The organism is Betaproteobacteria bacterium (assembly GCA_016720065.1).
Lineage (GTDB): Bacteria > Pseudomonadota > Gammaproteobacteria > Burkholderiales > Rhodocyclaceae > SSSZ01.
In genome coordinates this window covers 665,188-689,231 of sequence record JADJXY010000002.1, presented here as the reverse complement: position 1 = coordinate 689,231, position 24,044 = coordinate 665,188, and the positions used below count along the sequence as shown (strand labels likewise).

General features: G+C 68.3%; 17 protein-coding genes and 7 pseudogenes. 17 read left to right on the top strand and 7 right to left on the bottom strand.

The genetic code is table 11. The features are described from left to right. The first annotated feature begins 222 nt into the window (after positions 1-222). Both IPM73_06430 and IPM73_06425 read left to right on the top strand, forming a co-directional pair. Positions 223-441, top strand: a complete 219-nt coding sequence (locus IPM73_06430) for a hypothetical protein (GenBank protein MBK8917681.1) — start codon at positions 223-225, stop codon at positions 439-441. A 125-nt stretch (positions 442-566) separates the two neighbouring features. Next, a complete protein-coding gene (locus tag IPM73_06425) occupies positions 567-1,028 on the top strand; it encodes a hypothetical protein (GenBank protein ID MBK8917680.1) in 462 nt (153 codons plus the stop codon). A 30-nt stretch (positions 1,029-1,058) separates the two neighbouring features. Here IPM73_06425 and IPM73_06420 read toward each other — a convergent pair. After that, positions 1,059-1,441 (bottom strand): annotated as a pseudogene (locus tag IPM73_06420) (c-type cytochrome). 282 nt (positions 1,442-1,723) lie between these two features. Between IPM73_06420 and IPM73_06415 the strand changes: the two are divergent. From IPM73_06415 to IPM73_06390, 6 genes and pseudogenes are all read left to right on the top strand, one after another. Then, the gene (locus IPM73_06415; protein ID MBK8917679.1) at positions 1,724-2,215 is read left to right on the top strand and encodes an ABC transporter substrate-binding protein; all 492 of its coding nucleotides are present in this window, start codon (positions 1,724-1,726) and stop codon (positions 2,213-2,215) included. Beyond that, entirely contained in the window at positions 2,193-3,047 is an 855-nt protein-coding gene (locus tag IPM73_06410) for an ABC transporter substrate-binding protein (GenBank protein MBK8917678.1), read from the top strand. The genes IPM73_06415 and IPM73_06410 overlap by 23 nt, the downstream gene beginning before the upstream one ends. Then, positions 3,037-3,881, top strand: a pseudogene (locus IPM73_06405) (transporter substrate-binding domain-containing protein). The gene IPM73_06410 and the pseudogene IPM73_06405 overlap by 11 nt, the downstream one beginning before the upstream one ends. A gap of 155 nt (positions 3,882-4,036) precedes the next feature. Continuing rightward, the gene (locus tag IPM73_06400; protein ID MBK8917677.1) at positions 4,037-4,315 is read left to right on the top strand and encodes a hypothetical protein; all 279 of its coding nucleotides are present in this window, start codon (positions 4,037-4,039) and stop codon (positions 4,313-4,315) included. A gap of 335 nt (positions 4,316-4,650) precedes the next feature. Continuing rightward, positions 4,651-6,547, top strand: a pseudogene (locus IPM73_06395) (DEAD/DEAH box helicase). A gap of 9 nt (positions 6,548-6,556) precedes the next feature. Further along, positions 6,557-6,892: a hypothetical protein gene (locus tag IPM73_06390; GenBank protein MBK8917676.1), complete on the top strand. Its 336-nt coding sequence runs from the start codon at positions 6,557-6,559 to the stop codon at positions 6,890-6,892. Positions 6,893-6,907: 15 nt separating this feature from the next. Here IPM73_06390 and IPM73_06385 read toward each other — a convergent pair whose 3' ends face one another. Then, positions 6,908-7,207, bottom strand: coding sequence for a hypothetical protein (locus IPM73_06385; GenBank protein ID MBK8917675.1), 300 nt, complete (start codon positions 7,205-7,207; stop codon positions 6,908-6,910). Positions 7,208-7,262: 55 nt separating this feature from the next. On the opposite strand from IPM73_06385, the gene IPM73_06380 reads away from it, so the two are divergent. Then, a complete protein-coding gene (locus tag IPM73_06380) occupies positions 7,263-7,796 on the top strand; it encodes a hypothetical protein (protein ID MBK8917674.1) in 534 nt (177 codons plus the stop codon). A 168-nt stretch (positions 7,797-7,964) separates the two neighbouring features. Here IPM73_06380 and IPM73_06375 read toward each other — a convergent pair whose 3' ends face one another. Further along, positions 7,965-8,981: a DUF4339 domain-containing protein gene (locus tag IPM73_06375; GenBank protein ID MBK8917673.1), complete on the bottom strand. Its 1,017-nt coding sequence runs from the start codon at positions 8,979-8,981 to the stop codon at positions 7,965-7,967. Positions 8,982-9,100: 119 nt separating this feature from the next. Between IPM73_06375 and IPM73_06370 the strand changes: the two are divergent. Then, positions 9,101-9,665 (top strand): annotated as a pseudogene (locus IPM73_06370) (hypothetical protein). Positions 9,666-9,678: 13 nt separating this feature from the next. Here the strand turns inward: IPM73_06370 and IPM73_06365 are convergent. The 3 genes and pseudogenes from IPM73_06365 to IPM73_06355 form a co-directional block, all read right to left on the bottom strand. After that, a complete protein-coding gene (locus IPM73_06365; protein ID MBK8917672.1) occupies positions 9,679-9,942 on the bottom strand; it encodes a hypothetical protein in 264 nt (87 codons plus the stop codon). A 239-nt stretch (positions 9,943-10,181) separates the two neighbouring features. Further along, a pseudogene (locus tag IPM73_06360) lies at positions 10,182-10,955 on the bottom strand (methyltransferase). Next, a pseudogene (locus tag IPM73_06355) lies at positions 10,844-13,082 on the bottom strand (ABC transporter substrate-binding protein). The pseudogenes IPM73_06360 and IPM73_06355 overlap by 112 nt, the downstream one beginning before the upstream one ends. Here IPM73_06355 and IPM73_06350 point away from each other — a divergent pair. From IPM73_06350 to IPM73_06320, 7 genes and pseudogenes are all read left to right on the top strand, one after another. Then, a pseudogene (locus IPM73_06350) lies at positions 13,074-14,404 on the top strand (succinyldiaminopimelate transaminase). The pseudogenes IPM73_06355 and IPM73_06350 sit on opposite strands and share 9 nt — an antisense overlap. Positions 14,405-14,417: 13 nt before the next feature. Beyond that, complete coding sequence (gene dapD / locus IPM73_06345; GenBank protein ID MBK8917671.1) at positions 14,418-15,236, top strand: 2,3,4,5-tetrahydropyridine-2,6-dicarboxylate N-succinyltransferase; 819 nt, start codon at positions 14,418-14,420, stop codon at positions 15,234-15,236. Positions 15,237-15,420: 184 nt separating this feature from the next. Beyond that, positions 15,421-16,608: a PilT/PilU family type 4a pilus ATPase gene (locus IPM73_06340; GenBank protein ID MBK8917670.1), complete on the top strand. Its 1,188-nt coding sequence runs from the start codon at positions 15,421-15,423 to the stop codon at positions 16,606-16,608. Beyond that, positions 16,605-17,741 carry a succinyl-diaminopimelate desuccinylase gene (gene dapE, locus IPM73_06335; GenBank protein MBK8917669.1) on the top strand — a complete coding sequence of 379 codons (1,137 nt, stop codon included), beginning with the start codon at positions 16,605-16,607 and terminating at the stop codon, positions 17,739-17,741. The genes IPM73_06340 and dapE overlap by 4 nt, the downstream gene beginning before the upstream one ends. Beyond that, positions 17,738-18,637, top strand: coding sequence for a 50S ribosomal protein L3 N(5)-glutamine methyltransferase (gene prmB / locus IPM73_06330; GenBank protein ID MBK8917668.1), 900 nt, complete (start codon positions 17,738-17,740; stop codon positions 18,635-18,637). The genes dapE and prmB overlap by 4 nt, the downstream gene beginning before the upstream one ends. Before the next feature lie 598 nt (positions 18,638-19,235). Beyond that, positions 19,236-19,448, top strand: coding sequence for a PEP-CTERM sorting domain-containing protein (locus IPM73_06325; protein ID MBK8917667.1), 213 nt, complete (start codon positions 19,236-19,238; stop codon positions 19,446-19,448). 110 nt (positions 19,449-19,558) lie between these two features. Beyond that, positions 19,559-19,837: a type II toxin-antitoxin system HicA family toxin gene (locus tag IPM73_06320; GenBank protein MBK8917666.1), complete on the top strand. Its 279-nt coding sequence runs from the start codon at positions 19,559-19,561 to the stop codon at positions 19,835-19,837. 92 nt (positions 19,838-19,929) lie between these two features. On the opposite strand, the gene purL is transcribed toward IPM73_06320, so the two are convergent. Continuing rightward, entirely contained in the window at positions 19,930-23,889 is a 3,960-nt protein-coding gene (gene purL, locus IPM73_06315; GenBank protein MBK8917665.1) for a phosphoribosylformylglycinamidine synthase, read from the bottom strand. Between the last annotated feature and the right edge of the window lie 155 nt (positions 23,890-24,044).

The window sequence follows — 24,044 nt, the reverse complement described above, 5'->3', positions numbered from 1 at the left end:
CCTTCGAGAATATCGCTTTTCCCGCCGCGCTCCCCTGCGCCGCAGCGCCGGGCCCCCCACCCTGCGCCGGCACCACGCGCTGCAGCCGGGTACGCGGGCATTCTCCTTGCCCAGGGCTGGCATGAGCCCGCCTGTCTGGGTTCACTCGTCGCTGCCTGGCAGGGGGTTTTCAGATCCTGCGACTGCGACCTCGTCATCCTGGACCACGCGCCGACCGCGGGCGTGGCGGCGCGTCTGCTGGGGCTGCCCACTCTTTCCCTGGGCAACGGCTTCGAACTGCCGCCCTGGCCGTTGCCGCCGTTTCCCGGGGCGACGCCCGACGCCGCCCGGCAGGAAGAAGCCAGCGCCCTGGCGGCCCTGCGGGGGGCCGCTGGGCAGCGGCTCGCAGGTCTGCCGCAAAGCCTCGGCGGATTGCTCGCCACCGGCCCCGCGTCCTGCTGACCTTCGCCGAGCTGGACCATTACGGTCCGCGCGGCACCGCGCCTTATTTCGGCCCCCTCTTCGATCCCTCGCCCCGTCCGCGGGCAGACTGGCTGCCGGGCCCCGGGCCGCGGATATTCGCGGTTGTGCAGCCTGAGCTGCCTGGCGTCGACGCCATTCTCGCGGGTCTGGCAGCGAGCGGCTTGAACGTGCTGGCCTACGCCCCGGGGCTGGGTGCAGGCGACGCCGGCCGCGTCCGCCGGGTGGACAGACTGATCGATCTGGCGCCGCTGCTGGGCGAAGCAGACCTGTTGTTCAGCTACGGTGCGGAGGCGACGACGCTGCGTTTTCTGCTGGCGGGGATTCCCGCCCTGACCCTGCCCTTCCACCAGGAGGCGGCCATGGCGGCCCAGCGCCAGGAGGCTCTGGGGGTCACCGTGAGCCTGCGCGGCAACCCCGGCTCACGGGGCCTTGCGGCCGCCCTGCGTCAGGCGGTGGCCATGCCCGAATTGCGGCGGGCCGCCCAGGCGTTCGCGGCGCGCCACGCGGACTGGTCGGTGGAGGCAAACATTCGCGCCGTCCTGGCACGGGTCACGGAACTTCTGTGATCCCCGGGTGCTTGCGACCCAGCCGCCGGACTACAGCGCCAGAATCCAGCTCACCAGGAGGCGGGTTTCGCCTTCCGTGATGGCGACGGCGTTGGGCGGCATGGCAATGCCGCTCACCTTGCCGCGCCAGTGGCTGCTGTAGGGGTTGGAGCCTTCCAGGACCACACGGGTGAGGAACTGGGAGGCCGCCGGCTTGCCGCGGTACTGGGCGGCGACGTCGCTCCAGGCGGGGCCGATGGGTTTTGCCCGTCGGGACCGGGCTTGCCGGATTCGATGGAATGGCAGGTCAGGCAGCCGGCCGTGCTGGCGAGCTTGAGCATGGCGGGGTCTTTGCGGACTTCGTCGGCGGCCTGGGCGGAAAAACTGGCAAGAAGCACCGCCAGCGCGGCGGCATGAAGAGGGGAATGTGTCACGGGCTGTCTCCTGTTTCCGGGTTGGTTTGCGTTGAATGTGGGGCGTCGATATCGCCTGGCCGGGAAGGGCGCACGTTCCCCAGCCGATCAACGCGAGTTATAGCAAAGCCAATCCCGCCACCATATCGGCAGAAGCGGCTAACGCGGCCGCCATCGGTCGGACCCCGTCCCTTCCGGTTGGACTAGTCCCTTCGATGCGGCGCCCGCCAGGCCGGCGGGGCGATTGCCCACGATGATTCCATATTGCATAATGCCGTCCCCCCGAATCCCTATGGAGCCTCGATGAATCTCCCCCGCCCTTGCCGAATCCTCGCGGTCCTCTTTGGCCTGGCCTTCCTGGGCCTTGCCGGCGCAAGCCCTGCCGAACCCCTCGTCATCGGGCAGTGCGCCCCGCTCAGCGGCAGCCTCGCCGGGACTGGCAAGGAGATGGTGCTGGGCGTACGCCTGGCCATCGAATCCGCCAACGCCGCCGGGGGGGTGAATGGCAGACCCCTGAAACATGTGGTGAAGGACGACGGCTACCGCACGGCGGAGACCCTGCGCCTCACCGAGGAACTGGTCGAGCGCGACAAGGCGGTGGCCCTGGTGGGCTACGCGGGGACCGGCAATATCGCGGAACTCCTGAAGAACGGCATTCTCGCCCGCAGCAATGTTCCCCTGGTGGCGCCCTATACCGGCGGCGAGCCCTGCGCACCCCTTCAATCCGTAGATCTATCACATCCGGGCCGGCTACGGCGACGAGACGGAGGCCATGGTGGAACAACTGGTGAATAGCGGTATCCAGCGCATCGCCGTCTTCCACCAGAACGACGCCTTCGGCGAAGCGGGTCTGGCCGGGGTGGAAAAGGCCCTGGCCCAGCACAAGCTCAAGATCGTGAGCAAGGGCAGCTACGAAAAGAACACCGAAGCCGTGGCGGATGCCGTCGCGCACATCGCCCGGGGGGCGCCCCAGGCGGTGATTCTGGTCGGCATCGTGCGGCCTGTGGGCGCCTTCATCAAGGCCTATCTGGCGGGCTATCCGGGCACCCAGATGTTCAGCCTCTCGGTAGTCAGTGCCGCCGAGTTGAGCCAGGTCGCCGGAGACAGCGCCCGGGGGGTGGGGATCACCCAGGTCATGCCGTCCCCCTTCAACGACCACCTGCGCGTGGTGAAGGAGTACCAGGGGGCCCTGGCGCGCTTCGCACCGGGGACGGCACCCACTTACACCAGCTTCGAGGAATACGTGGGGACGCGCGCCCTCATCGAGGCCCTGCGCAACGCCGGCCCCAATCCGGGCCCGGCCGCCCTGCACAAGGCCCTCGCCGCCCTGGACACGGACCTGGGCGGCTTCAAGCTGCGCTTTGCCGCCGACAAGCGCGTGGGCTCCCGCTTCAGGACATCACCTTCATCGGGCGGGACGGCAAGGTTCTCCGCTGAACGGGGCGCCCCGGTTGCGCGGCGGTCCCCCCGCAGGCAATTTGCCCCGATTTCCCTCATGACCTTCCCCTTGCCGCCCAATTGCCTAAAATTCTCCCTGTCCCCTGCCCGCCCGAGCGGGAATGGGGAAAATCCCGAAGCCGCCCAACGGCTCACCCGCACCAGAATCGGAGACACCCATGCTTCTTGAACGCCGCCATTTCCTCACCGCCCTTGCCGCCCTCGTCCTCGCAGCCCCCTGCCGACCCTGGCAGACGAACAGTACGATGCGATCCGCAAGCGCGGCCGCCTGTCCGTTGCCGTCTACAACAATTTCGCCCCCTATTCCGATGCCGAGAAAGGTATCGACGTGGAAATCGGCAAGGCCCTGGCCGCCAAGCTCGGTCTGACCCCCGCCATCGTCGGCTTCAACGCCGATGAGGACATGAACGACGACCTGCGCAACATGGTGTGGAAGGGCCACTACCTGCGCGGAGACCCGGCCGACCTGATGCTGCACGTCCCGGTGGACAAGCGCCTCTCCGACGCCAACGACAAGGTGAAGATTTTCGGCCCCTACCACATGGAAACCGTGGCCATGGCCCGAGTCGCTTCCCGGGTTCCGGTGCCGACCGGCTCCGCCGCCGTGGCCCTGGAAGTCTTCACCCGGGAAAAGATCGCGGTCGAAACCGAGAGCATGGCCGACTCTTTTCTCATGACCGTGCTGCGCGGCCGCCTGCGGGACAACGTCGTGCATTTCAAGACGGTGAAGGAAGGCGTCAAGGCCCTGGGGGATGGCGCCGTGGCGGCGGTCCTGGCCAACCGGGCCGAGCTCGAAGGTGCCCTGGCCGGCGACACCCGCTTTGCCCTGGATCTGGCGGCGCTGCCGGAAATGACCATTTCGCGCTGGCCTCTGGGCATGGCAGTCAAGGCCGAAGCCCCGGACCTCGCCACCGCCCTGGAAGGCGCCATGGCGGAACTGGTCCGGGACGGCACCATCGCCGCCATCTTCAAACGCTTCGGGGCCACCCACCTGGCCCCCTGAAGCAAACGGGAATCGGGGATTACCCCGACCCTCCTTGCGAGCACCCCCCGGACTCCAGGGCATTAAATGCCATTGCCATTGAACGAGGGCTGGTAAAATGGCCTTTCCCCAGGTTTCCGGCGCCTTCCAGCGCCGGGTCTGCTCCAGGACTGGCCATGCTTTCGATCACCGACATCAAGGATTTCATCGACCTCGACCGGGAGACGGTTTTCATCGTCACCGGCGCCACCGGGCTGAGCCCCGAGGAATCCACCCTCCTCGCGCGTCAGTTGCTCGCTTCGGAGCAGGGTCTGGCCATCCTGCACCACATGTTTCTCGACCAGATCGCCGCTGCGGCCGACGATTTTCTGCCCGCCCGGGCCGAATCCCTGCGGGCGGCCTACGTCTACTTCGCCCGCAAGTATCCCCTGCCGAACCTGCCGCGGCAGGCATGAACGCTCCGCGCCGGGTCAATCCGGCCCAGGACGAGCGGCTTCCGGCCGTGCCCCGCGGGAGTCTGGCCTGAAAGCCCGGAATCCCGGGTAAAATACTCGCTTTATCAATAACTTGGAACATTCAACGGGCGCCTGCGGCGGTTTTGCGGTATAGTGCGGCCCGCAAGCGCCTCAGCCCGGTTTCGCGATCGATGCCCCGCATCGACCCGCCCGCCGCAAACCCCACCGCGCATCACCCCCGCCAGCGCCCTCAGAGGCGCGGCCCCATCGACGGGCCGGCGGGCCCCGCAGCATCTGCCGCCCTCCCCTGGCGGCGCCCTCGCAAAGGAATTTCCATGGCCACCGCCGACAGTTTCGCCGATCTCGGCCTTTCCACCCCCGTTCTCGAAACCCTGGCGGCCATCGGTTACGAGACCCCTTCCCCCATCCAGGCCCAGTGCATTCCGGTGCTGCTGGATGGTCACGACCTTCTGGGCCAGGCCCAGACCGGCACGGGCAAAACCGCCGCCTTCGCCCTCCCCATCCTGGAATCCATCGACGTCAAGCGGGCCGAACCCCAGGCCCTGGTGCTGTGCCCCACCCGGGAACTGGCCATCCAGGTGGCGGAAGCCTTCCAGAGCTACGCTCACAACATCCCGGGCTTCCATGTGCTGCCCATCTACGGCGGCCAGAGCTACACCATCCAGTTGAAGCAGCTTTCCCGCGGCGCCCAGGTCATCGTCGGCACGCCGGGCCGCATCATGGACCATCTGGAACGCAAGACCCTCAACCTCGGCGCCCTCAAGACCCTGGTGCTGGACGAGGCCGACGAAATGTTGCGCATGGGTTTCATCGATGACGTGGAATGGATCCTCGACCACACCCCCCGAGGCGCACCAGACGGCCCTCTTCTCCGCCACCATGCCGGAGCCCATCCGTCGCGTGGCGCAAAAGTATCTGGTCGATCCGCGGGAAATCAAGATCAAGACCGCCACCGCCACCGTGGCCGCCATTCGCCAGGTCTATTGGCAGGTCAGCGGCCTGCACAAACTCGATGCCCTGACCCGCATCCTGGAGGTGGAGGAAGCGTTCGACGCGGCCATCATCTTCGTGCGCACCAAGACCGCCACCGTGGAACTGGCCGACAAGCTGGCCGCCCGCGGCTACGCCGCCGCCGCCCTGAACGGCGACCTCAACCAGCAGATGCGGGAAAGGGTCATCGAACAACTGAAGTCCGGTGCGCTGGACATCGTCATCGCCACCGACGTGGCGGCCCGGGGCATCGACGTGCCGCGCATCAGCCACGTCGTCAATTACGACATCCCCTACGATACCGAGGCCTACGTGCACCGCATTGGCCGCACGGGTCGCGCCGGCCGCACGGGCAACGCCATCCTCTTCGTCGCCCCGCGGGAAATCCGCATGCTGCGCACCATCGAGCGCGCCACGCGGCAGCCCATCGCCCCGCTGACCCTGCCTTCGCGGCAGGACGTGACCAATCGCCGGGTCGCCGCCTTCAAGGAGAAGGTGGCCGAAGTGCTCGGCGCCGAGGATCTCGCCTTTTTCGCCGACATCGTCGCCCAGATCGAGGAGGAGCAGAACGTCGGCCCCCATGAAGTCGCCGCCGCCCTGGCCCGTCTGGCGCAGGAGGGCCGCCCCCTGCAGGTGGCGGGGGAAGACCCGCCCGCCCGTCCCGTGCCCCAGGAGCGCCCCCGCAGCGACCGCTGGGGGGACGAGCGGCCGCCGCGCCAGGAGCGGGAATTCTCTCCCCGCCCCGCGGCGCGGGAAGAGCGCCGCCCCGCCTTCCCCCGCGGGGAGCGTCCACAGGGGCCGGCGGCGGAAGGCGCTCCACCGTTCCGCGATGAACGCCCCCCTCGCCCCCGCCCCGTGGCCCGGGAGGGGGAAAGCGCCCTGGTGCGCTACCGCATCGACGTCGGCCGTGAGCACGGCGCCCAGGTCCGAGACATCGTCGGCGCCATCGCCAACGAAGCCGGCATCGAGAGCCGCTTCATCGGCCGCATCGCCTTGTACGAGGAAAGCAGCACCGTGGAACTGCCGGCCGGCATGCCCAAGGAGGTTGCCAATCTCCTGAAGCGCACCCGCATCAAGGGCGTTCCCATCAATCTGCGGCCCGACAGCGGGCGGGAAGACGGCGGCGAGGGCGGCTGGAACCGGCCGTCCTACAAGGCCGCCAAACCCTTTGCCGAACGGGGCGCCTCCGCCGCCAAGCCGCGCCGGCCCAAGTCGGAGTGATCCCTTAGGATGACGCCTGGTCCCCTGGCCCGCTGCCTGCGCATGGCGGCCTTGATCGCGGCCCTGGCGCTGGGCGGCGTCGCCGCCCTGGTCGGCTGGGGTCTCTACGCCAACCAGCGGGCCGCAGACGCCGCCCGGGACTTCTGCGCCCTCAGCCCCGTGGGTTCCGCCGCCGCGGAGGCCATCGCCCGGGCCGACGCCGCCGGCTTGCGTCAGGTCCCCACCCGGGAACCGGAAGGACGAGACGTCTACTTCCAGGGCTGGGTCTTCAACGCCGCCGTCTGCCATATCGACATCCAGAAGGGTCGGGTAGCGGCCACCGCCACCCGCATGGAAGGCGACTGAACCCGCCGCTGGGCCCTAGTTGTCAGTCAGATAGGTTTGCGTCGATGCCGAGGCGCGCATCCGCGCCCCGATCGCACGAAGCGAACCGCAGCCATAGCCGAAGCTATGGCGAGGATGAGCGACGAAGCGAGCGGGGATGCGGGGCGTGCCGAACAGTGCTGAACCTATCTGACTGACTACTAGACCTGGACAGTCTCGACCGCGCGCCCCATCCGGCCCTTCGTGCAGACCGCTCTCGAACTCCTCCCGGCCATCGTCCTCCTGGTCGCCATCGCCGCCGTCGTGCTGCTGGGCGTCGCCGTCGGCATGCACCATGTCCTGAAGCTGCGGCGGGAGCGGGGCACCGTCCCGCTCACCCCCCGGGCCGGCCATGGACGCCCTGCCCGCCTCGGGCAAGCCTCCCCCCGACACTCCGTTGCAACTGCGTCTCGGCCACCGCGCCGGGTGGCACCCCACCTCGTGGGCCATCGGACTCGGCGTGGGCGCGTGGCTGCTGGCGACCGATCCGGAGACCCTGTGGACAGCCTGGTTGTCCTGGCCCGCCGCCCTGATGATGGCGCTGGCCACGCCGCTCTTCGTGCGCGCCGCCTTCTGCGCCTGGCGCGCCCGCCTGGTGGTTTCCGGGCAGGGCGTCGTCCTGCACCGCTGCGGCCGCGAGACGTCCATCGCCTGGAAGCAGGTGGGTGGCCTGCTGCTCCTGACCACCTGGCGCAAGGGCAAGGAATCCCTGGCCACCGGCTCCCGCACGGTGAGCTACGTCGAGCGTCGCACCCTGCGCATCACCGATCGCCAGGGCCGCCTGCTGCTGGAAGTGGACGCCCCCCTGCGCCCGCCAGATCGCTACGCCGCCCTGCTCGACGCCCTGCCCGCCTGGAGCGGCGTCCCGGTGCGCCTGCACGATTGAGCCTGAAAGTCCCGCTGGACCGCGCAAATCCGCACATCCTTCGACAGGCTCAGGACGAGCGGATTTTCGTGGATGTATGGTCTGCTCGCGCTGAGCAGTCCGGCCGCCAAAACGCGGCGGTGGCCTGCGAACGGCCCGATTTCCAGGCGTTCGCGGCGCCGCGGGGCCTCAATAGACGTTGAGGGTGCCGTTCAGATAGCGCACCCGGTCGCCCTGGCGCCAGTAGGGCTGGCCTTCCTGGGCGAAGACCCGCACGTTGCCGTCCTCGAAGCGCACCGTGGTCTCGTAGACCACGCGGCTCCTTTGTGATTTTTCGATCTGGTGGCCCGCCACGGCACCGCCCAGGACGCCGATGACCGTGGCAGCGGTCTTGCCCCGGCCCTTGCCCACCTGATTGCCAAGAACACCGCCCACCACGCCGCCGGCCACGGCACCCACACCGGAACCTTCTCCCTGCTGGCTCACCTGGCGCACGGCCTGCACGATGCCGCACTCGCGGCACAGCCCCGGCGGCGACCCCGGAATGGGCTGCGGCGTGCCGTAACCATAGGCGGGGTTTTGCTGATAGCGCTGCGCCTGCTGGCGCTCGTAGGATTCCTGGCGCTGCCTTTCCTGCTCCTGAGCCCGCTCGCGCTCCCGTTCCCGGGCCCGCTGGCGTTCCTGCCGCCGCTCCTCTTCGGCCTGGCGGCGCTCGTCTTCCAGCCGGGTCTGCAATTCCCGTTCGCGGGCCTCGGCCTGGGCCTTCTCTTCCGCGAGTCGGCGGGCCTCTTCCTCGGCCCGCTGCTTTTCTTCCCGCAGGCGGCGCTCGTTCTCCCTCGCCTCGTCGTCGGCACGACGCTGCTGCTCCAGGGCGATGCGCTGCTGCTCCGCCACCTGCCGTTCCCGTTCCTGATACTGCCAGGCCCCCACACCGCCCAGGGCAAGCACCAAAACCGCCGCCCCGGCGCCCAGGCCCCATTTGAGGGCTCCACCACCGGCCGCCGCCGCGGCGCCCGGCAGGGCCATCGCCGCCACCCCGGCACCGGCGGGGAGCACCTCCGCCAGGGGCCGCCATTCGGCCATGCCGTCCTGCCAGGCCAGGTCGCCGGGACCGACACGGCCCGCTGACAGCATGGCGCGAATTTCGTCCTGGGTATGGGGGCCGGTCTGTTGGCCGTCGCGGGCCACAAAGAATCGTGCAGTCATGATGGGAAACGCCAAGGGAGGAGGCCGCCATTTTAGCGCGTGGCGGCCGGGAACCATTTTGCGTCGCCACCCTCTGTTTTAGGGAACGCTAAAATACCCCTCGTTTCCAGGAGACCCCCATGATCCGCCGCCCCCTCGCCGTCTTAGCCAGCCTCATTGCCACCCTCGCCGCCCCTCTGCCTGCCCTGGCCTGGGACCTGAGCGGCACCCGCCAGATCGTGCTGCACACCCGGGAGGGGCAGGCCATCCCCCTGGGGACGGTCAAGTTCCACGCCCGCCGGCCAGGAGACCGCGTTCGAACTCCACCTGGACCACGCCCGCTTCAAGGATTACTTCCTCTCCATGAAGGAATTCAAGTGCCTGGAGGGCAACAACGAACTCCAGTGCCATGTGCCCTACCCCTACCCCCACGCGGGCAAGGTCAGCACCGGCGACCTGCGCTGGCTGGAGCATGCGCTGCTCTTCCTCTACAAATCGCCCAAGGATTTCGGCGCCAAGCTGTGGAACGGTCTCTACTACCGCATGCAGATCACCGACAAGGGCATCGTCGGCACGCCCCAGGCGGTGGACCTCAACGCCATCGGCGCCCCTCCCGCCGACCCCTCGATTCCGCCCTACGGCCCCGGGGAGCGTACCGACATCGTTCCCGAAACCCGTTGGTTCTCGAAGCTGACCATCGAATAGGCGCCGCCGCGCTTCAGGCCCGTGCCGAGAGCAGCAGGTTACGCGGGGTGACGGCCCGGAGGCAGAATTCGTGCACCGCCACGCGGTAGCCCTTTTCCTCCAGCGCAGCGGCAAGGTCTCCCACCAGCCAGATCTCCAGGGCCCTGCGCAAGGCGTGGCGCAGGATGGAGAGCCGCAGCACTTCCCGCTGCCGCCGCCAGCCGGCGGCCTCGCAGGCAGCGGCATCCCCGGCGCCAGGGGCGGGAGGCCCTCGCGCCGCGACAGATGGGCGCAACATTCGGCAAAGGATAGGCGCAGCCAGGTGGCGGGCAGCGAGCGGAAGGGGCGGTAGGTATCGCCTTCCACGCCGCGGCGCCAGGCGTCGAAGCCCAGCTTCCAGGCCATGGCGCGGTCTCGCTGCCGGGCGAGACGGGGCGACGCGGTGACGGTCTCGGTCACCGCCAGGCGCACATCGTCCCGGGTCAGGGCCAGTGCGGAGGCGGCAGCCAGGGGCCGGTAATGGGCGAGCACGCCACGGTGGTAGCAGCAGGGGGCAAGGTCGAAAGCGGCCACCCCCTTGTCCGACCCGACCCGCAGGGCATGGCGGTGCAGGTCGCCGCAGGCGTGCAGGGCCACCACATGCTGATCGGGGCCCAGGCGGTCCTCGGCCTGCAGGGCATCGGCGGTGACGAAGCGCTGCGTCGCGCCGGAGCGCCGGGCCAGGGCTTCCCCTTCGGCGCACAGGGTGGCGTCCCGATCCAGGCTGGTGGCGGGTACCTGCCAGTGCAAGGCCAGGAGCCGCCCCAGGTGGCCCTTGCCGCCGCACCAGTCGAGGAGCGGACGGCCGCTGTGCCGCGCAGCGGCGGCGAAGGCGACGATCTGGCTGCGTTTGCGCCCGGGGATTTCCCAGTCCCAGAAGCGGCCCGGGTCCGGGGCCGGGGCCGGCGGTGCGGAGACCAGCGTCAGCAGCGCGTCGAAGGCCGCGACCTGCGGCAGATGGCGGGCGACCAGGCTCCGGGCGGCGGCGCCGTCCCCATTGAGATGCTCGGCGGCGCCATCGTCCAGGGCCAGCAGTTCCGCGGCCAGGGCAGGATGAGCCTCGCTCCAGGCCGGCCGGATCTCGCGGAAGGGCTGGGCATGCCACAGGGGCCGGCAGGCCGCCAGGGCCTCGCCCAGGGTGCCCTGCCGCAGGGCCCAGTTCATCGGGCGGCGCGGCGCTCCCGCCGCCGGTAGGCCAGGAGGGCGGGAACCGCGGCAGCCAGCAGGACGGCGACGACGACCAGCAGGGGAGCGGCCACCGGCCGGTTCCATTCCTGCCGCAGGCGGGCGCGCAGCCCGGCGTCGATACGCTGGTACTTGAGGGTGTTGTTGCCCACGTCGTTGGGCTTGCGGTTCTTCAACCAGGAGTGGCTCAGGGTGTAGCTCTTGGGGTGCAGGCCGAAGACCCAGGGCGCGTCCCGCTGCAGGATGCGGTTCATGCGGCGGATGATTTCCAGGCGCTCCGGCGTGTTGTCCATGGCCTTCATGCGGCCGAACAGGGCGTCGAACTCCGGGGTTCCTGTAATTGGAGGCGTTCTCTCCCCCCACCGCCACCTTGCCTTCGGCACCGTTCAAGAGAAAGAAGAAATTCTCCGGGTCGGGGTAGTCCGCGTTCCAGCCCAGGTAGTACAGCTGGACAGCACCCTTTTTCAGCTTGTCCTGGAAGCGGTTGAAGTCGGTGGCGCGCACCACGAGCTGCACGTCGATCTTGGCGAACTGGCGGGTCAGCCAGTCGAGGCGCGATTTTTCGCCCACGCCGCCGCCGGTGGTATCCAGGTTGAGGACCAGGGGTTCGCCGGTCGCGGCGTCGCGGCCATTGGGATAACCCGCTTCAGCCAGGAGTTTCTTGGCAGCTTCGACGGGTTTGCGCCGGGGTTTGCCGTCTCAGTCATAGACCACGGTATCAAGCCCTTCCTCCCCCGCCTCGTAGCCAAAAATGCCCGGCGGCAAGGGGCTTTGCGCCGCGACGCCGCGACCGTTCTGGAAAATGGAAATGTATTCCTCCTGGTCGATGGCGATGGAAAGCGCCTGGCGCAACCGGGTTCCCCGTTCCCCCAGGCCGCCGACCACCGGGTCGAGCAGGTTGAAGCCCATGTAGAAGGTCGAGGCCTTGACCGAAGTCAGGAGGCGGATGCCCTTTTCGCGCATTTCGTCGCTCAGCGCCACGTCTCCGCCCACATTCACCCGCACCGCCTGGTCGAAGCTGTCGGAGGAAATGCCCGAGGCGTCGTAATAGCCCTGCAGGAACTTGTTCCAGTAGGGTATGGCTTCCTTTTCCCGCGTGAAGACGGCGGCGTCGATGAAGGGCAGCGGCTGGCCGCAATCCTCCAGGAGTCCTGCCGGACCGTCGGCGGGCTCGCCATCGCAGGGGTAGGTCTGGCCGTGGTAGTTGGGGTTGCGGGCCAGGACCATGCGCCGGTTGGGGTCGTTCTCGGCCAGGACGTAGGGCCCGGTGCCTACCGGCCACCAGTCCAGGGTGAGGTTTTTGGCCGCCATGCCGGGCTGGGCGAAGAAGCGGTCCGCCTCCCGCGGCACCGGCGCGAAGAAGGGCATGGCCAGCCAGTAGAGGAACTGGGGATATTTCCCGCGGATGCGGATGCGCCAGGTGTGGGCATCGACCCGCTCGACGCCGCTCAGGGGGTAGGCGTCCAGGTCGATCCAGGCGTCGGGCGGCTGCTTTTTGGCCGCCTGTTGCAGGGATTCCCCCAGTTCCTTCAGGCCGACGATGCGCTCGGCCATCATGCCGAAGATGGGCGAATGCAGGCGGGGATGGGCAAGGCGCTTGATCTGGTAGATGTAGTCGTCGGCCGTGAGCTCCCGCGTGCCGGTGCGGGGAAAATCGGCGACGGCGCGCCGCCCGTCGGCACTCCCCGCCCCCAGGTAGACCGGCGCCCCGGCCTCGTCCAGCGCAAAGGCGGGATGGGGCTGGAAGCGGATGCCGGGCTTCAGCTTCAGTTCATAGACGCTCTCGGCCACGGCCTCTGCCGGGGCGGTCGCGGCCAGTTCCTTGCCCTTCCCATCGTAGAAGCGCGGCACGGGCACCGCCTCCACCGTGGTGGGGATGAGGGTATAGGGCCGTTTGAGGTAGTGGTATTGCAGCGCCGGTTCGTAAATCTGGGCGGTGAAGGTGATTTCGTCCTCGGTGTAGGACTGGGCCGGGTCCAGGTGCTTGGGCCGGTCGGTGAAGGCGGTGTAGAGGATGTTGCGGCCCGACTCGTCGACGGGATAGGGGTCGTTCCACACCGGCCCGCAGCCGGCCAGAAAAGCAGCAAAGGCCGCGATGGCGACAATGGGACGGCGCGCGCCGGCGAGGCGACCGGCAATTCGGCCCACCAGAAGGCTGAAAGGGAGTGGGAATCCGGGGCGCCAGGCCCGGGCGGCAGTCGGGAAATGCAGCATGGGCGAAGTGTAGCAGCCCCGGCCCGGGGCGGAGACGAGGCCCGGGTCGGCTTCCGGGCGCCCCGGCCCCGGGCATGCCGCCCCGAAGCGTTTTCGGGGATAATCCGGCTTTCGCGTTTTTGCCCCTCCGCCGTGAACCCCCATCTCGCCCGCCTGCAGCCCTACCCTTTCGAGAAACTGCGCCAGCTTTTCGCGGGCGTGAGCCCCAATGCGGCCTACCGGGAAATCAAGCTGTCCATCGGCGAGCCCCAGCACGCGACGCCGGCCTTCATCCGCGAGGCGCTCACCGCCGGCCTCGCCGGCCTGGCCAATTACCCCACCACCCAGGGCACTCCGGCCCTGCGCCAGGCCATCGCCCGCTGGTGCAAGCGCCGCTACGACCTGGACCTCGACGCGGAAAGCGAAATCCTGCCGGTGAATGGCTCCCGCGAGGCGCTTTTTCCTTCGCCCAGACCGTCATCGGCCCCGCTCGCGGCGGCACACCCCTGGTGGTGAGCCCCAACCCCTTCTACCAAATCTACGAAGGCGCCGCCTACCTCGCCGGGGCCGAGCCACGCTTCCTCAACACCCTGCCCGACGACGACTACGCCTTCGACCTGGACGCCCTCAGCGCCGAGGAATGGTCCCGGGTGCAGCTTTTCTACGTCTGCTCCCCCGCTAATCCCACCGGCAAGGTGCTGGGGCTGGAAGACTGGAAGCGCCTCTTCGCCCTGGCCGATCGCTACGGCTTCATCATCGCTTCCGACGAGTGCTATTCGGAAATCTTTTTCGACGAGGCCAACCCGCCCCTGGGCGGCCTCCAGGCAGCCCGTCTCCTGGGCCGCGGTTCGGAGCGCCTGGTGATGTTCTCCAGCCTCTCCAAGCGCTCCAACGTGCCGGGCATGCGCTCCGGCTTCGTCGCCGGCGACGCCAAACTCCTGAAGGCCTTCCTCCTGTACCGCACCTACCACGGCTGTGCCCTCTCCCCCCCCGTCCAGGCCGCCTCCGCCGCCGCCTGGGACGACGAGGCCCACGTTCTGGAGAACCGCCGCCTGTATCGGGAGAAATTCGCCGCCGTCACGCCCCGGGTGTCCGAGGTCCTGGGCACGGCCCGCCCGGATGCCGGCTTCTACCTGTGGGCCCGCACCCCGGGGGCCGATACGGACTTCGCCCGCGCGCTTTTCGCCGCCTATAATGTCATCGTTTTGCCCGGCAGCTTCCTCGCCCGGGAGGCCCGGGGTGTCAATCCCGGCGCCGGCTTCGTCCGCATCGCCCTGGTCGCTTCCCTGGACGAATGCCTGGATGCCGCCGACCGCCTTTGCCAGTTCGCACAACAACGCTGAGAGAGAACCCTCCATGAGCCACCCCCTGCAATCCACCATCGACGAACTCTGGGAACGCCGCACCGAGCTGACCCCCGCCTCCGACGCCGCCCAGGTGGCCGCCATCAATCAGGTCATCGAGCAGCTCGACAGCGGCGCCCTGCGCGTGGCCGAGAAGATCGACGGCGACTGGGTCACCCACCAGTGGATCAAGAAAGCCGTGCTGCTCTCCTTCCGGGTGCGCGACAACCGCGTGCAGCAGGCCGGTGACATCCGCTATTTCGACAAGGTGGACACCAAGTTCGAAGGCTGGAGCGAGGAACGTTTCCGCCAGGGCGGCTTCCGCGTGGTGCCGGGCACCATCGTGCGCAAGGGCGCCTTCGTCGCCCGCAACGCCGTGCTCATGCCCTCCTTCGTCAATATCGGCGGCTACGTCGATGAAGCCACCATGGTCGACACCTGGGTCACCGTGGGCTCCTGCGCCCAGATCGGCAAGAACGTGCATCTCTCCGGCGGCGTCGGCATCGGCGGCGTCCTGGAACCGCTTCAGGCCAACCCCACCATCATCGAGGACAACTGCTTCATCGGCGCCCGCTCCGAAGTGGTCGAGGGCGTCATCGTGGGCGAGAATTCCGTGGTCTCCATGGGCGTCTATATCGGCCAGAGCACCCCCATCTACGACCGCGAGACGGGGCAGGTGAGCTACGGCCGCATCCCGCCCGGTTCGGTGGTCATCAGCGGCTCCCTGCCCAAGGCCGGCGGCGCCTACAGCCTCTACGCGGCGATCATCGTCAAGAAAGTGGACGCCCAGACCCGCTCCAAGACCAGCATCAACGAACTGCTGCGCGACTAGTAGTCAGGCAGATACGTTCAGCCATGTTCGGCACGCCCCACATCCCCGCTCGCTCTGTCACTCGTCCTCGCCATAGCTTGGGCTATGGCTGCGGTTCGCTTCGCGCGGCCAGGGCGCGGGGGCGCTGCTCGGCATCGACGCAAACCTGTCTGACTGACTACTAAAAAATCTTTGGGGGAGGCCCATGATCCTCGACAAGCTCTTCCAACTGATGTCCGAAAAGCAGGCTTCGGACATCTTCATCACCGCCGGTGCGCCGATCCATATCAAGATCCAGGGCAACACCGTGCCGGTGAACCAGCAGGTCATGCTGCCCGACATGATCGAGAAGATCGCCTTCGAGCTCATGTCGCCGGATCAGATCAAGACCTTCGAGGCCACCATGGAGATGAACCTCTCCTTCGGCATCCCCCAGGTCGGCAATTTCCGCGTCAATGTCTTCCGCCAGCGGGGCTCCATCGGCATGGTGGTGCGCTTCATCATGGGCAACATTCCGGCCCTGGACTCCCTGGGCCTGCCGGAGATTCTCTCCGAGCTCATCATGGAGAAGCGCGGCCTCATCCTCATCGTCGGCGCCACCGGATCGGGCAAATCCACCACCATCGCCTCGATGCTGGATTACCGCAACGCCAATCGTTCCGGCCACATCCTCACCGTCGAGGACCCCATCGAGTTCCTGTTCAAACACAAGAAATCGATCATCAACCAACGCGAAATCGGCATGGACACCGCCGACTGGCACGCCGCCCTGAAGAACGCCATGCGCCAGGCGCCGGACTGCATCCTGATCGGCGAAATCCGCGACCGGGAGACCATGCAGGCGGCCATTTCCTACGCCCAGACCGGCCACCTCTGCCTGGCCACCCTGCACGCCAACAACAGCTATCACGCCCTGAACCGCATCATCAGCTTCTTCCCCCTGGAAAACCGCCCGGCGCTCTACCTCGACCTCTCGGTGAGCCTGCGCGCCATCGTTTCCCAGCGCCTGGTCAAGAAGCCCGACGGCAAGCGCGCGCCGACCGCCGAAGTGCTGCTCAACACCCGCCACGTGCAGGAACTGATCGAGAAGGGCGAAGTGCAGGCCATCAAGGACGCCATGGAGCAGAGCCTCGCCCCCGGATCGCAAACCTTCGAACAGGATCTCTTCCGCCTCTATCGGGACGGGGTCATCACCCTGGACGAGGCCCTGCTCAATGCGGACTCCCCGACCAACCTGTCCTGGCTCATCAACAACTCCGAAATGGGCGGCCCCGGACCGAAGGAGGAAAAACGCCCCGACGTGGCCCTGGAATTCGATTCCACCAACGAAGGCGGCACCTCCTTCAAGGAATTTACCCTCAGCCTCGACGAACCCGAGGAAGACCAGGCGTGAGCGACCCGACTCTGGCCCTGGCGACCGCCTTGCTCGCCAGGCCTTCCGTCACGCCCGCCGACGGGGGCTGCATGGATCTCATCGCCGAACGCCTCGCGCCCCTGGGTTTCAGCACCGAATTCATCGCGCGCGGCGGCGTCACCAATCTGTGGGCGCGGCGCGGCACCGCCAAGCCCCTCTTCTGCTTCGCCGGCCATACCGACGTGGTGCCCACCGGCCCCCTGGAGGCCTGGACCTCGCCCCCCTTCGCACCGGAAATCCGTGACGGCCTGCTGTACGGTCGCGGCGCCGCCGACATGAAATCCTCCCTCGCCGCCTCGGTCACCGCGGTGGAAGCCTTCGTCGCCGCCCATCCGCAGCACTCCGGCTCCATCGCCTTCCTGCTCACCTCGGACGAGGAAGGCGACGCCGTCGACGGCACCGTCGCCGTGGTCGAGGCCCTGAAGGCCCGGGGCGAGACTCTGGACTACTGCATCATCGGCGAGCCCACTTCGGTCAATACCCTGGGGGACATGGTCAAGAACGGGCGCCGCGGCTCCCTCTCCGGCACCCTCACGGTCAAGGGCGTCCAATGCCACATCGCCTACCCCCATCTGGGCCGCAACCCCATCCACGAGGCGGCGCCGGTCCTGGCCGAACTGGCCGCCACCGAGTGGGACCGGGGCAACGAATATTTCCCCCCCACCACCTGGCAGGTCTCCAACATCCACGGCGGCACCGGCGCCACCAACGTGGTCCCGGGCCACGTCGAAATCAAGTTCAATTTCCGCTTTTCCACCGCCAGCACGCCGGAATCGCTGCAGGAGCGCCTCACGGCCATCCTCGACCGCCACGGCCTCGCCTACGACCTGGCCTGGACCCTGGGCGCCCGCCCCTTCCTCACCGGCCGCGGCCCCCTGGCGGAGGCCGCCATGGCCGCCATCCGCGCCGAATGCGGTATCGCGACCGAACTGTCCACCACCGGCGGCACCTCCGACGGCCGCTTCATCGCCGACATCTGCCCGCAGCTTCTGGAAATCGGCCCGGTGAATGCGACCAGCCACAAGATCGACGAGCACGTCGAGGTCGCCGCCTTGCACCGCCTTTCGGCCCTTTACCGGCGCATCCTGGAAAGCCTGCTCCTGCCGCGATGAGCGCCGACCCCGCCCGCCACGAACTGCACACCCTGCGGGACTTCCTGCGCCTGGCCGTGAGCCGCTTCAACGCCGCCGGCCTCTTTTTCGGCCACGGCAGCGACAACGCCTGGGACGAGGCGGCCTATCTCTGCCTGCACACCCTGCACCTGCCCCTGGACCGGCTGGAGCCCTTTCTCGACGCCCGCCTGCTGGACGACGAAAAATACAAATTGCTCAAGATTCTCCAGCGCCGCATCGACGAACGCCTGCCCGCCGCCTACCTCACTGGCGAAGCCTGGCTGGCGGGCCACCGTTTTACGGTGGACGAGCGGGTCATCGTCCCCCGCTCCTTCATCGCCGAACTGCTGCAGGAGCAACTCACCCCCTGGGTCGAGGACCCCGACGCCGTGGGCGCGATTCTCGACCTGTGCACCGGCTCCGGCTGCCTCGCCATCCTCGCCGCCCTGGCCTTTCCCGCCGCCCGGGTGGACGCCGCCGACATTTCCCCCGACGCCCTGGCAGTGGCCCGGCGCAACGTCGCCGACTACGGTCTGGCCGACCGGATCGAACCCTTGCGCTCGGACGCCTTCGCCGCCCTGGCCGGCCGGCGCTACGACCTCATCGTGTCCAATCCCCCCTACGTGGACGCCCCCTCGGTGGCCGCCCTGCCGCCGGAATACCGCCACGAGCCCGCCATCGCCCTGGGCTCCGGTGAGGATGGCCTCGACTTCACCCACGTCCTGCTGGCCGAGGCCCGCCAACACCTGAACCCCGGCGGGCTCCTGGTGGTGGAAATCGGCCACAACCGGGACGCCCTGGAAGCGGCCTACCCCGCCCTGCCCTTCACCTGGCTCGACACCCGGGGAGGCGACCAGTACGTCTTCCTGCTGCGGCAAGAGGAACTGCCGGACTGACCAGCCGCGGGCCGGCGGCAAGGCCGGAAAACGCGGAAAAACTGTCGGAGGGTTTTACACCCCTGACGAAGGTCATAGCAGCACCGAACCCCAAGCGCTTGATTTATTGCAATATTCAATCCATGGCACGGGACGTGCTTAATAGGCTCCGTCACTTACTTGAACCCGTTTTTCGGAGCCCACCATGAAAAAACTCGTCAAATCCGCTCTCGCCGCCGCCCTCCTGGCCTCCGGCTTCGCCGCCAACGCCGCCGTGCTGTCCACCACCAACAGCACCTACGGCATTTTTGATAGCAGCTCGGGTTCCCGCACCCTGACCCTGGGCGCCGGCGCCATCGCCGACGTCAATATCGCCATCACCTTCTCCAAGTGCGACGACCCGGGCGTCAGCGGCGGAACGGCCTGCGTCAATCCCGGCGGATCCTTCGACCGTGAAATCGTCTTCCGCCTGACCAGCCCTGGCGGCACCGTGGTCAACCTGGTGAACCAGGATACCTACCCCGGCCACTCCAGCGCCGGCGTCGTCACCATCAGCTTCGACGACGAGGCTGCCAGCACCGTTGGCGGTGGCGCTGTTACCGGCGGCAGCTTCCGCCCCGTGGGCAGCCTGGCCTCTTTCGACGGCCAAGACGCTTTCGGCGACTGGACCCTGTTCATCCAGGACACCGTCGGTGCCGACCCCCTGGAGTATTTCTCCGCCACCCTGACCGTCACCACCCGTGGCGGCAACGTGCCCGAACCCGGTTCCCTGGCGCTTCTGGGCCTGGGCTTCGCCGGTCTGGCCGCTGCCCGTCGCCGCAAGACGGCCTGATCGCGGTCCGTCCTGCCCCGAGAGCCCCCGCCCTGCGGGGGCTTTTTCTTTGGGCGCTCGGTCCGGGGCGGCCCTTGCTATACTGGTCCGCATCTCTCGGGAGCCGCACCATGAGCCACAAGTATCTCCACCTCCTGCAGGCCATCTATCACGATCCGGTGAGCGCCAACATCCACTGGCGCGAAGTCGAGTCGCTCCTCACCCACCTGGGCGCCACGGTGGAATCCGGCCACGGGGCGCGTTTCCGGGTGCTGCTCAACCGCCAGGAGTTCTTCCTGCACCATCCCCACAACAGCACCACCTGCTCCAAGCAGGACATCAAGCATCTGCGGGAATGCCTGGCCCGGGCCGGGGTCACCCTGTCGGCCTACGAGCAGGGCGGCGGCTGAGGAAGTGCCGCCCTTCGCCCTGCACGGACTGAAGGGCGCATCCCTTCGCAACGCGAGCTTCTGCAGGCCGGCCCTGAGCCCGGACGACGGCTTCAGCCCAACCAGCGGCGGGCGTTCCGGAACATGCGCATCCAGGGGGAATCCTCGCCCCAGCCGTCGGGATGCCAGGACATCTGCACGCTGCGGAAGACCCGCTCGGGGTGGGGCATCATGATGGTGAAGCGCCCGTCCGCCGTGGTCACCGCCGTGAGGCCGCCGGGGGAGCCGTTGGGGTTGTAGGGATAGACCTCGCTGGGTTGGCCCCGGTTGTCGATGTAGCGCAGGGCGCCGAGCACCTTGCCGGCGTCCGCCGCCGCGTCGAAGACGGCCCGGCCCTCGCCGTGGGAAACGACGATGGGCAGGCGCGAGCCAGCCATCCCGGCAAAGAAGAGCGAGGGCGAATCGAGCACTTCGCTCATCACGAAGCGGGCCTCGAACTGTTCCACCGTGTTGCGCCGGAAGGCGGGCCAGGCTTCGGCCCCGGGCACCAGGGACTTCAGGGCGCTCATCATCTGGCAGCCGTTGCACACCCCCAGGGCGAAGGTATCGCGACGGGCGAAGAAGGCGGCGAATTCGTCGCGGCAGCCGGCGTGCATGAGGATGGTCCTGGCCCAGCCCTGGCCGGCCCCCAGGACGTCACCGTAGGAAAAGCCGCCGCAGGCCACCAGGCCCTTGAAATCCTTCAAACTGACACGGCCGGCCAGGAGGTCGCTCATATGGACGTCCACCGCCTTGAAGCCGGCCCGGTCGAAGGCGGCGGCCATTTCGTAATGGCTGTTCACGCCCTGTTCCCGCAGGATGGCCAGGGGCGGCCGGTGGCCGATGGCAATGTAGGCGGCCGAAATGTCCTCCGCCGGGTTGAAGCTCAGGCGCGGTGTGAGACCGGGGTCGCCGGCATCGAGGATGCGGTCGTATTCCTCCTGGGCACAGGCCGGATTGTCGCGCCGCGCCTGCAGGTGGAAGCTGGTCTCGGACCAGGCCCGCTGCAGCTCGACGCGGGATTCCCGCAACACCTTGCGGGCATTGCGCACGATACGGATTTCGTCGCCCTCGTTGGGGTGGCCGACAAAATGGTAGGGCACGCCGCAGGCCCGCAGCACCGGGGTGATCTTCTCCCGGTCGGCGCGCCGGGTCTGGATGAGGGCGCCGAGTTCCTCGTTGAACAGGGCTCGCACCAGGAGTTCGAAGGAGCGGCCGCCCAGCAGGTCGGGCTTCTTTTCGTTGCCGTCCACGTCGTGGAGCAGCGGGTCGTAGCACAGGCCGTCCAGATCCAGGGTCACGCCGCAGTGGCCGGCGAAAGCCATTTCGCAGGCGGCGGCAAAAAGGCCGCCGTCGGAGCGGTCGTGGTAGGCCAGCAGCAGCCCCTCGCCATTGAGGCGCTGGACGGCGTCGAAGAGGCCCTTGAGGCGGGCCGGGTCGTCGAGATCCGGCGCGTCGCTGCCGGTGGCGCCATAGACCTGGGCCAGGGCCGATCCCCCCAGGCGATTGGCCCCCAGGTCGAGGAGGATGAGTTCGCTTTCGCCCTGATCGGTACGCAACTGGGGCGTCAGGGTGCGGCGCACGTCGTCCACCGGCGCGAAGGCCGTGACGATGAGGGAAAGGGGCGACACCACCTGCTTCTTCTCACCGCCCTCTTCCCAGGCGGTGCGCATGGACAGGGAATCCTTGCCCACCGGAATCGAGACTCCGAGACGCTTGCACAGGGCAGAGACGGCCTCCACGGTGGCGTAGAGCCGGGCGTCCTCGCCGGGAACGCCGCAGGGGGCCATCCAGTTGGCCGAGAGTTTGACCCGGCCCAACTCGCCCACCGCCGCAGCCGCCAGGTTGGTGATGGCTTCGCCCACCGCCATGCGGCCCGAAGCCGGGGCGTCCAGCACCGCCACCGGGGGTCGCTCGCCCAGGGCGAAGGCTTCGCCCAGATAGCCCTGGTAGGCCATGGTCGTGACAGCCACGTCGGCCACTGGCACCTGCCAGGGGCCGACCATCTGGTCCCGGGCGGTCATGCCGCCCACCGAGCGGTCGCCGATGGAAATCAGGAAGGTCTTGTCGGCCACCGCAGGCAGGCGCAGGACACGGTAGGCGGCGTCCTTCAGTTCCAGGGCGGCGGCGTCGAAGGGGACGAAGGACGGCGGCAGGCTGGCCACGTCCCGGGTCATGCGAGGCGGCTTGCCCAGCAGGGCTTCCATTTCCATATCGACGGGATTGACGCCGAAATGGGCGTCGCTGACCGTCAGGTGGCCGTCGGCGGTGGCCTCGCCGACCACCGCGAAGGGGCAGCGCTCCCGGGCGCACAGGGCCTGGAATTCGCCGATGCGCCCCGGCGGAATGGCGAGGACGTAGCGCTCCTGGGATTCGTTGGACCAGATTTCCGCCGGCGACATGCCCGGCTCCTCGATGGGCACCCGGCGCAGCTCGAAGCGGGCACCGACGCCGCCGGAATGGGCCAGTTCCGGCAGGGCGTTGGACACCCCTCCGGCGCCCACGTCGTGGATCGAGAGGATGGGATTGCCGTCCCCCGGCGCCTGGCCGTCGCCCTTGGGAAGGCCCATCTGCCAGCAACGGTCGATGACTTCCTGGGCGCGGCGCTGGATTTCCGGATTGCCCCGCTGCACCGAGGCAAAGTCCAGATCCTCGCTATTGACCCCGGCGCTCATGGACGAAGCGGCGCCGCCCCCCAGGCCGATGAGCATGCCCGGCCCGCCCAGTTGCACGAACAGGGTGCCCGGCGGGAAGGTCTCGGCCTTGAAGGACTGCCCGGCTTCGATGTTGCCGATGCCGCCGGCGATCATGATGGGCTTGTGGTAGCCCCGCACCGTGTCGCCCACCGCCTGCGCGTAGGTGCGGAAATAGCCGGCCAGGTTGGGGCGGCCGAATTCGTTGTTGAAGGCAGCGGCGCCGATGGGCCCCTCGAGCATGATGTCCAGGGCCGAGGCGATGCGGGCCGGCCGGCCGTAGGGCTGCTCCCAGGGCCGTGGAGCCTCGGGCAGATCGAGATTGGAAACGGAAAAGCCACACAGGCCGGCCTTGGGCTTGGAGCCCCGGCCGGTGGCCCCCTCGTCGCGGATTTCGCCGCCGGAGCCGGTGGAAGCGCCGGGGAAGGGCGAAATGGCCGTCGGGTGATTATGGGTTTCCACCTTGGTCAGGATGTGGGTCAGTTCCTGGCGGTAGCCGTAGGTGCCGTCGGGACCGGGGTAGAAGCGCGGAATCTCGGCCCCCTCGATGATCGAGGCGTTGTCCGCATAGGCCATCACGGTGCCCTGGGGATGGGCGGCGTGGGTCTCGCGGATCATGCCGAAGAGCGTTTTGTCCCTGGTCTGGCCATCGACGATCCAGGAAGCATTGAAGATCTTGTGCCGGCAATGTTCGGAATTGGCCTGGGCGAACATCATCAGTTCCACGTCCGTGGGATTGCGCCCCGCGGCGACGAAGAGTTCGAGCAGATAATCGAGCTCGTCCTCGGAAAGGGCGAGTCCCAGGCTGCCGTTGGCCTCCACCAGGGCCGGCCGGCCGCCGCCCAGGACATCGACCCTCGCCAGGGGCCGCGGCTCGAAGTGGCGGAACAGTTCGCCCGCCGCCGCGAAGGCGTCCAGCACCGTCTCGGTCATGCGATCGTGCAGCAGGGCGGCCACGGCGCGGCGCTCGTCGCCGCCCAGGGCGCGGCCGCCTTCCGGCACCAGCCGGAAGGCGATGCCGCGCTCGATGCGCTCCACCGCCTCCAGGCCACAGTTCCAGGCGATGTCGGTGGCCTTGGACGACCAGGGCGAAATGGTGCCGATGCGCGGCACCACCAGGAAGAGTTCGCCGTCCTCGCCCCCCGCCGGACGCTCCTCCAGAAGGGTCGCCAGACGCTGCCTCTCGTCGTCGTCCAGGGGCCGCCTGAGGGCTGCCACATGCCAATAATCCGCTTCCACCCGGGAGACTCCGGGCAGCGCCGCCCGGAGACGATCATGCAGGCGTTGCAGGCGAAAGGCGGAAAAGGCGGAATCGCCCTTGAGGCAAAGGATGGCGGCCATGGTATGCGGCTTGGGGGGATCGGGGGGAAGGGCGGCATTATACCCCAGGGCACCCCCTCTCCCGGGCGCCGGCACCCCCGCCCGGGCGGGGGCGGAACTACCGGAGCGCGCGCTCCAACCGCTCCTAACCAGTCCTGCCTCCCGGGCGAAGTCCG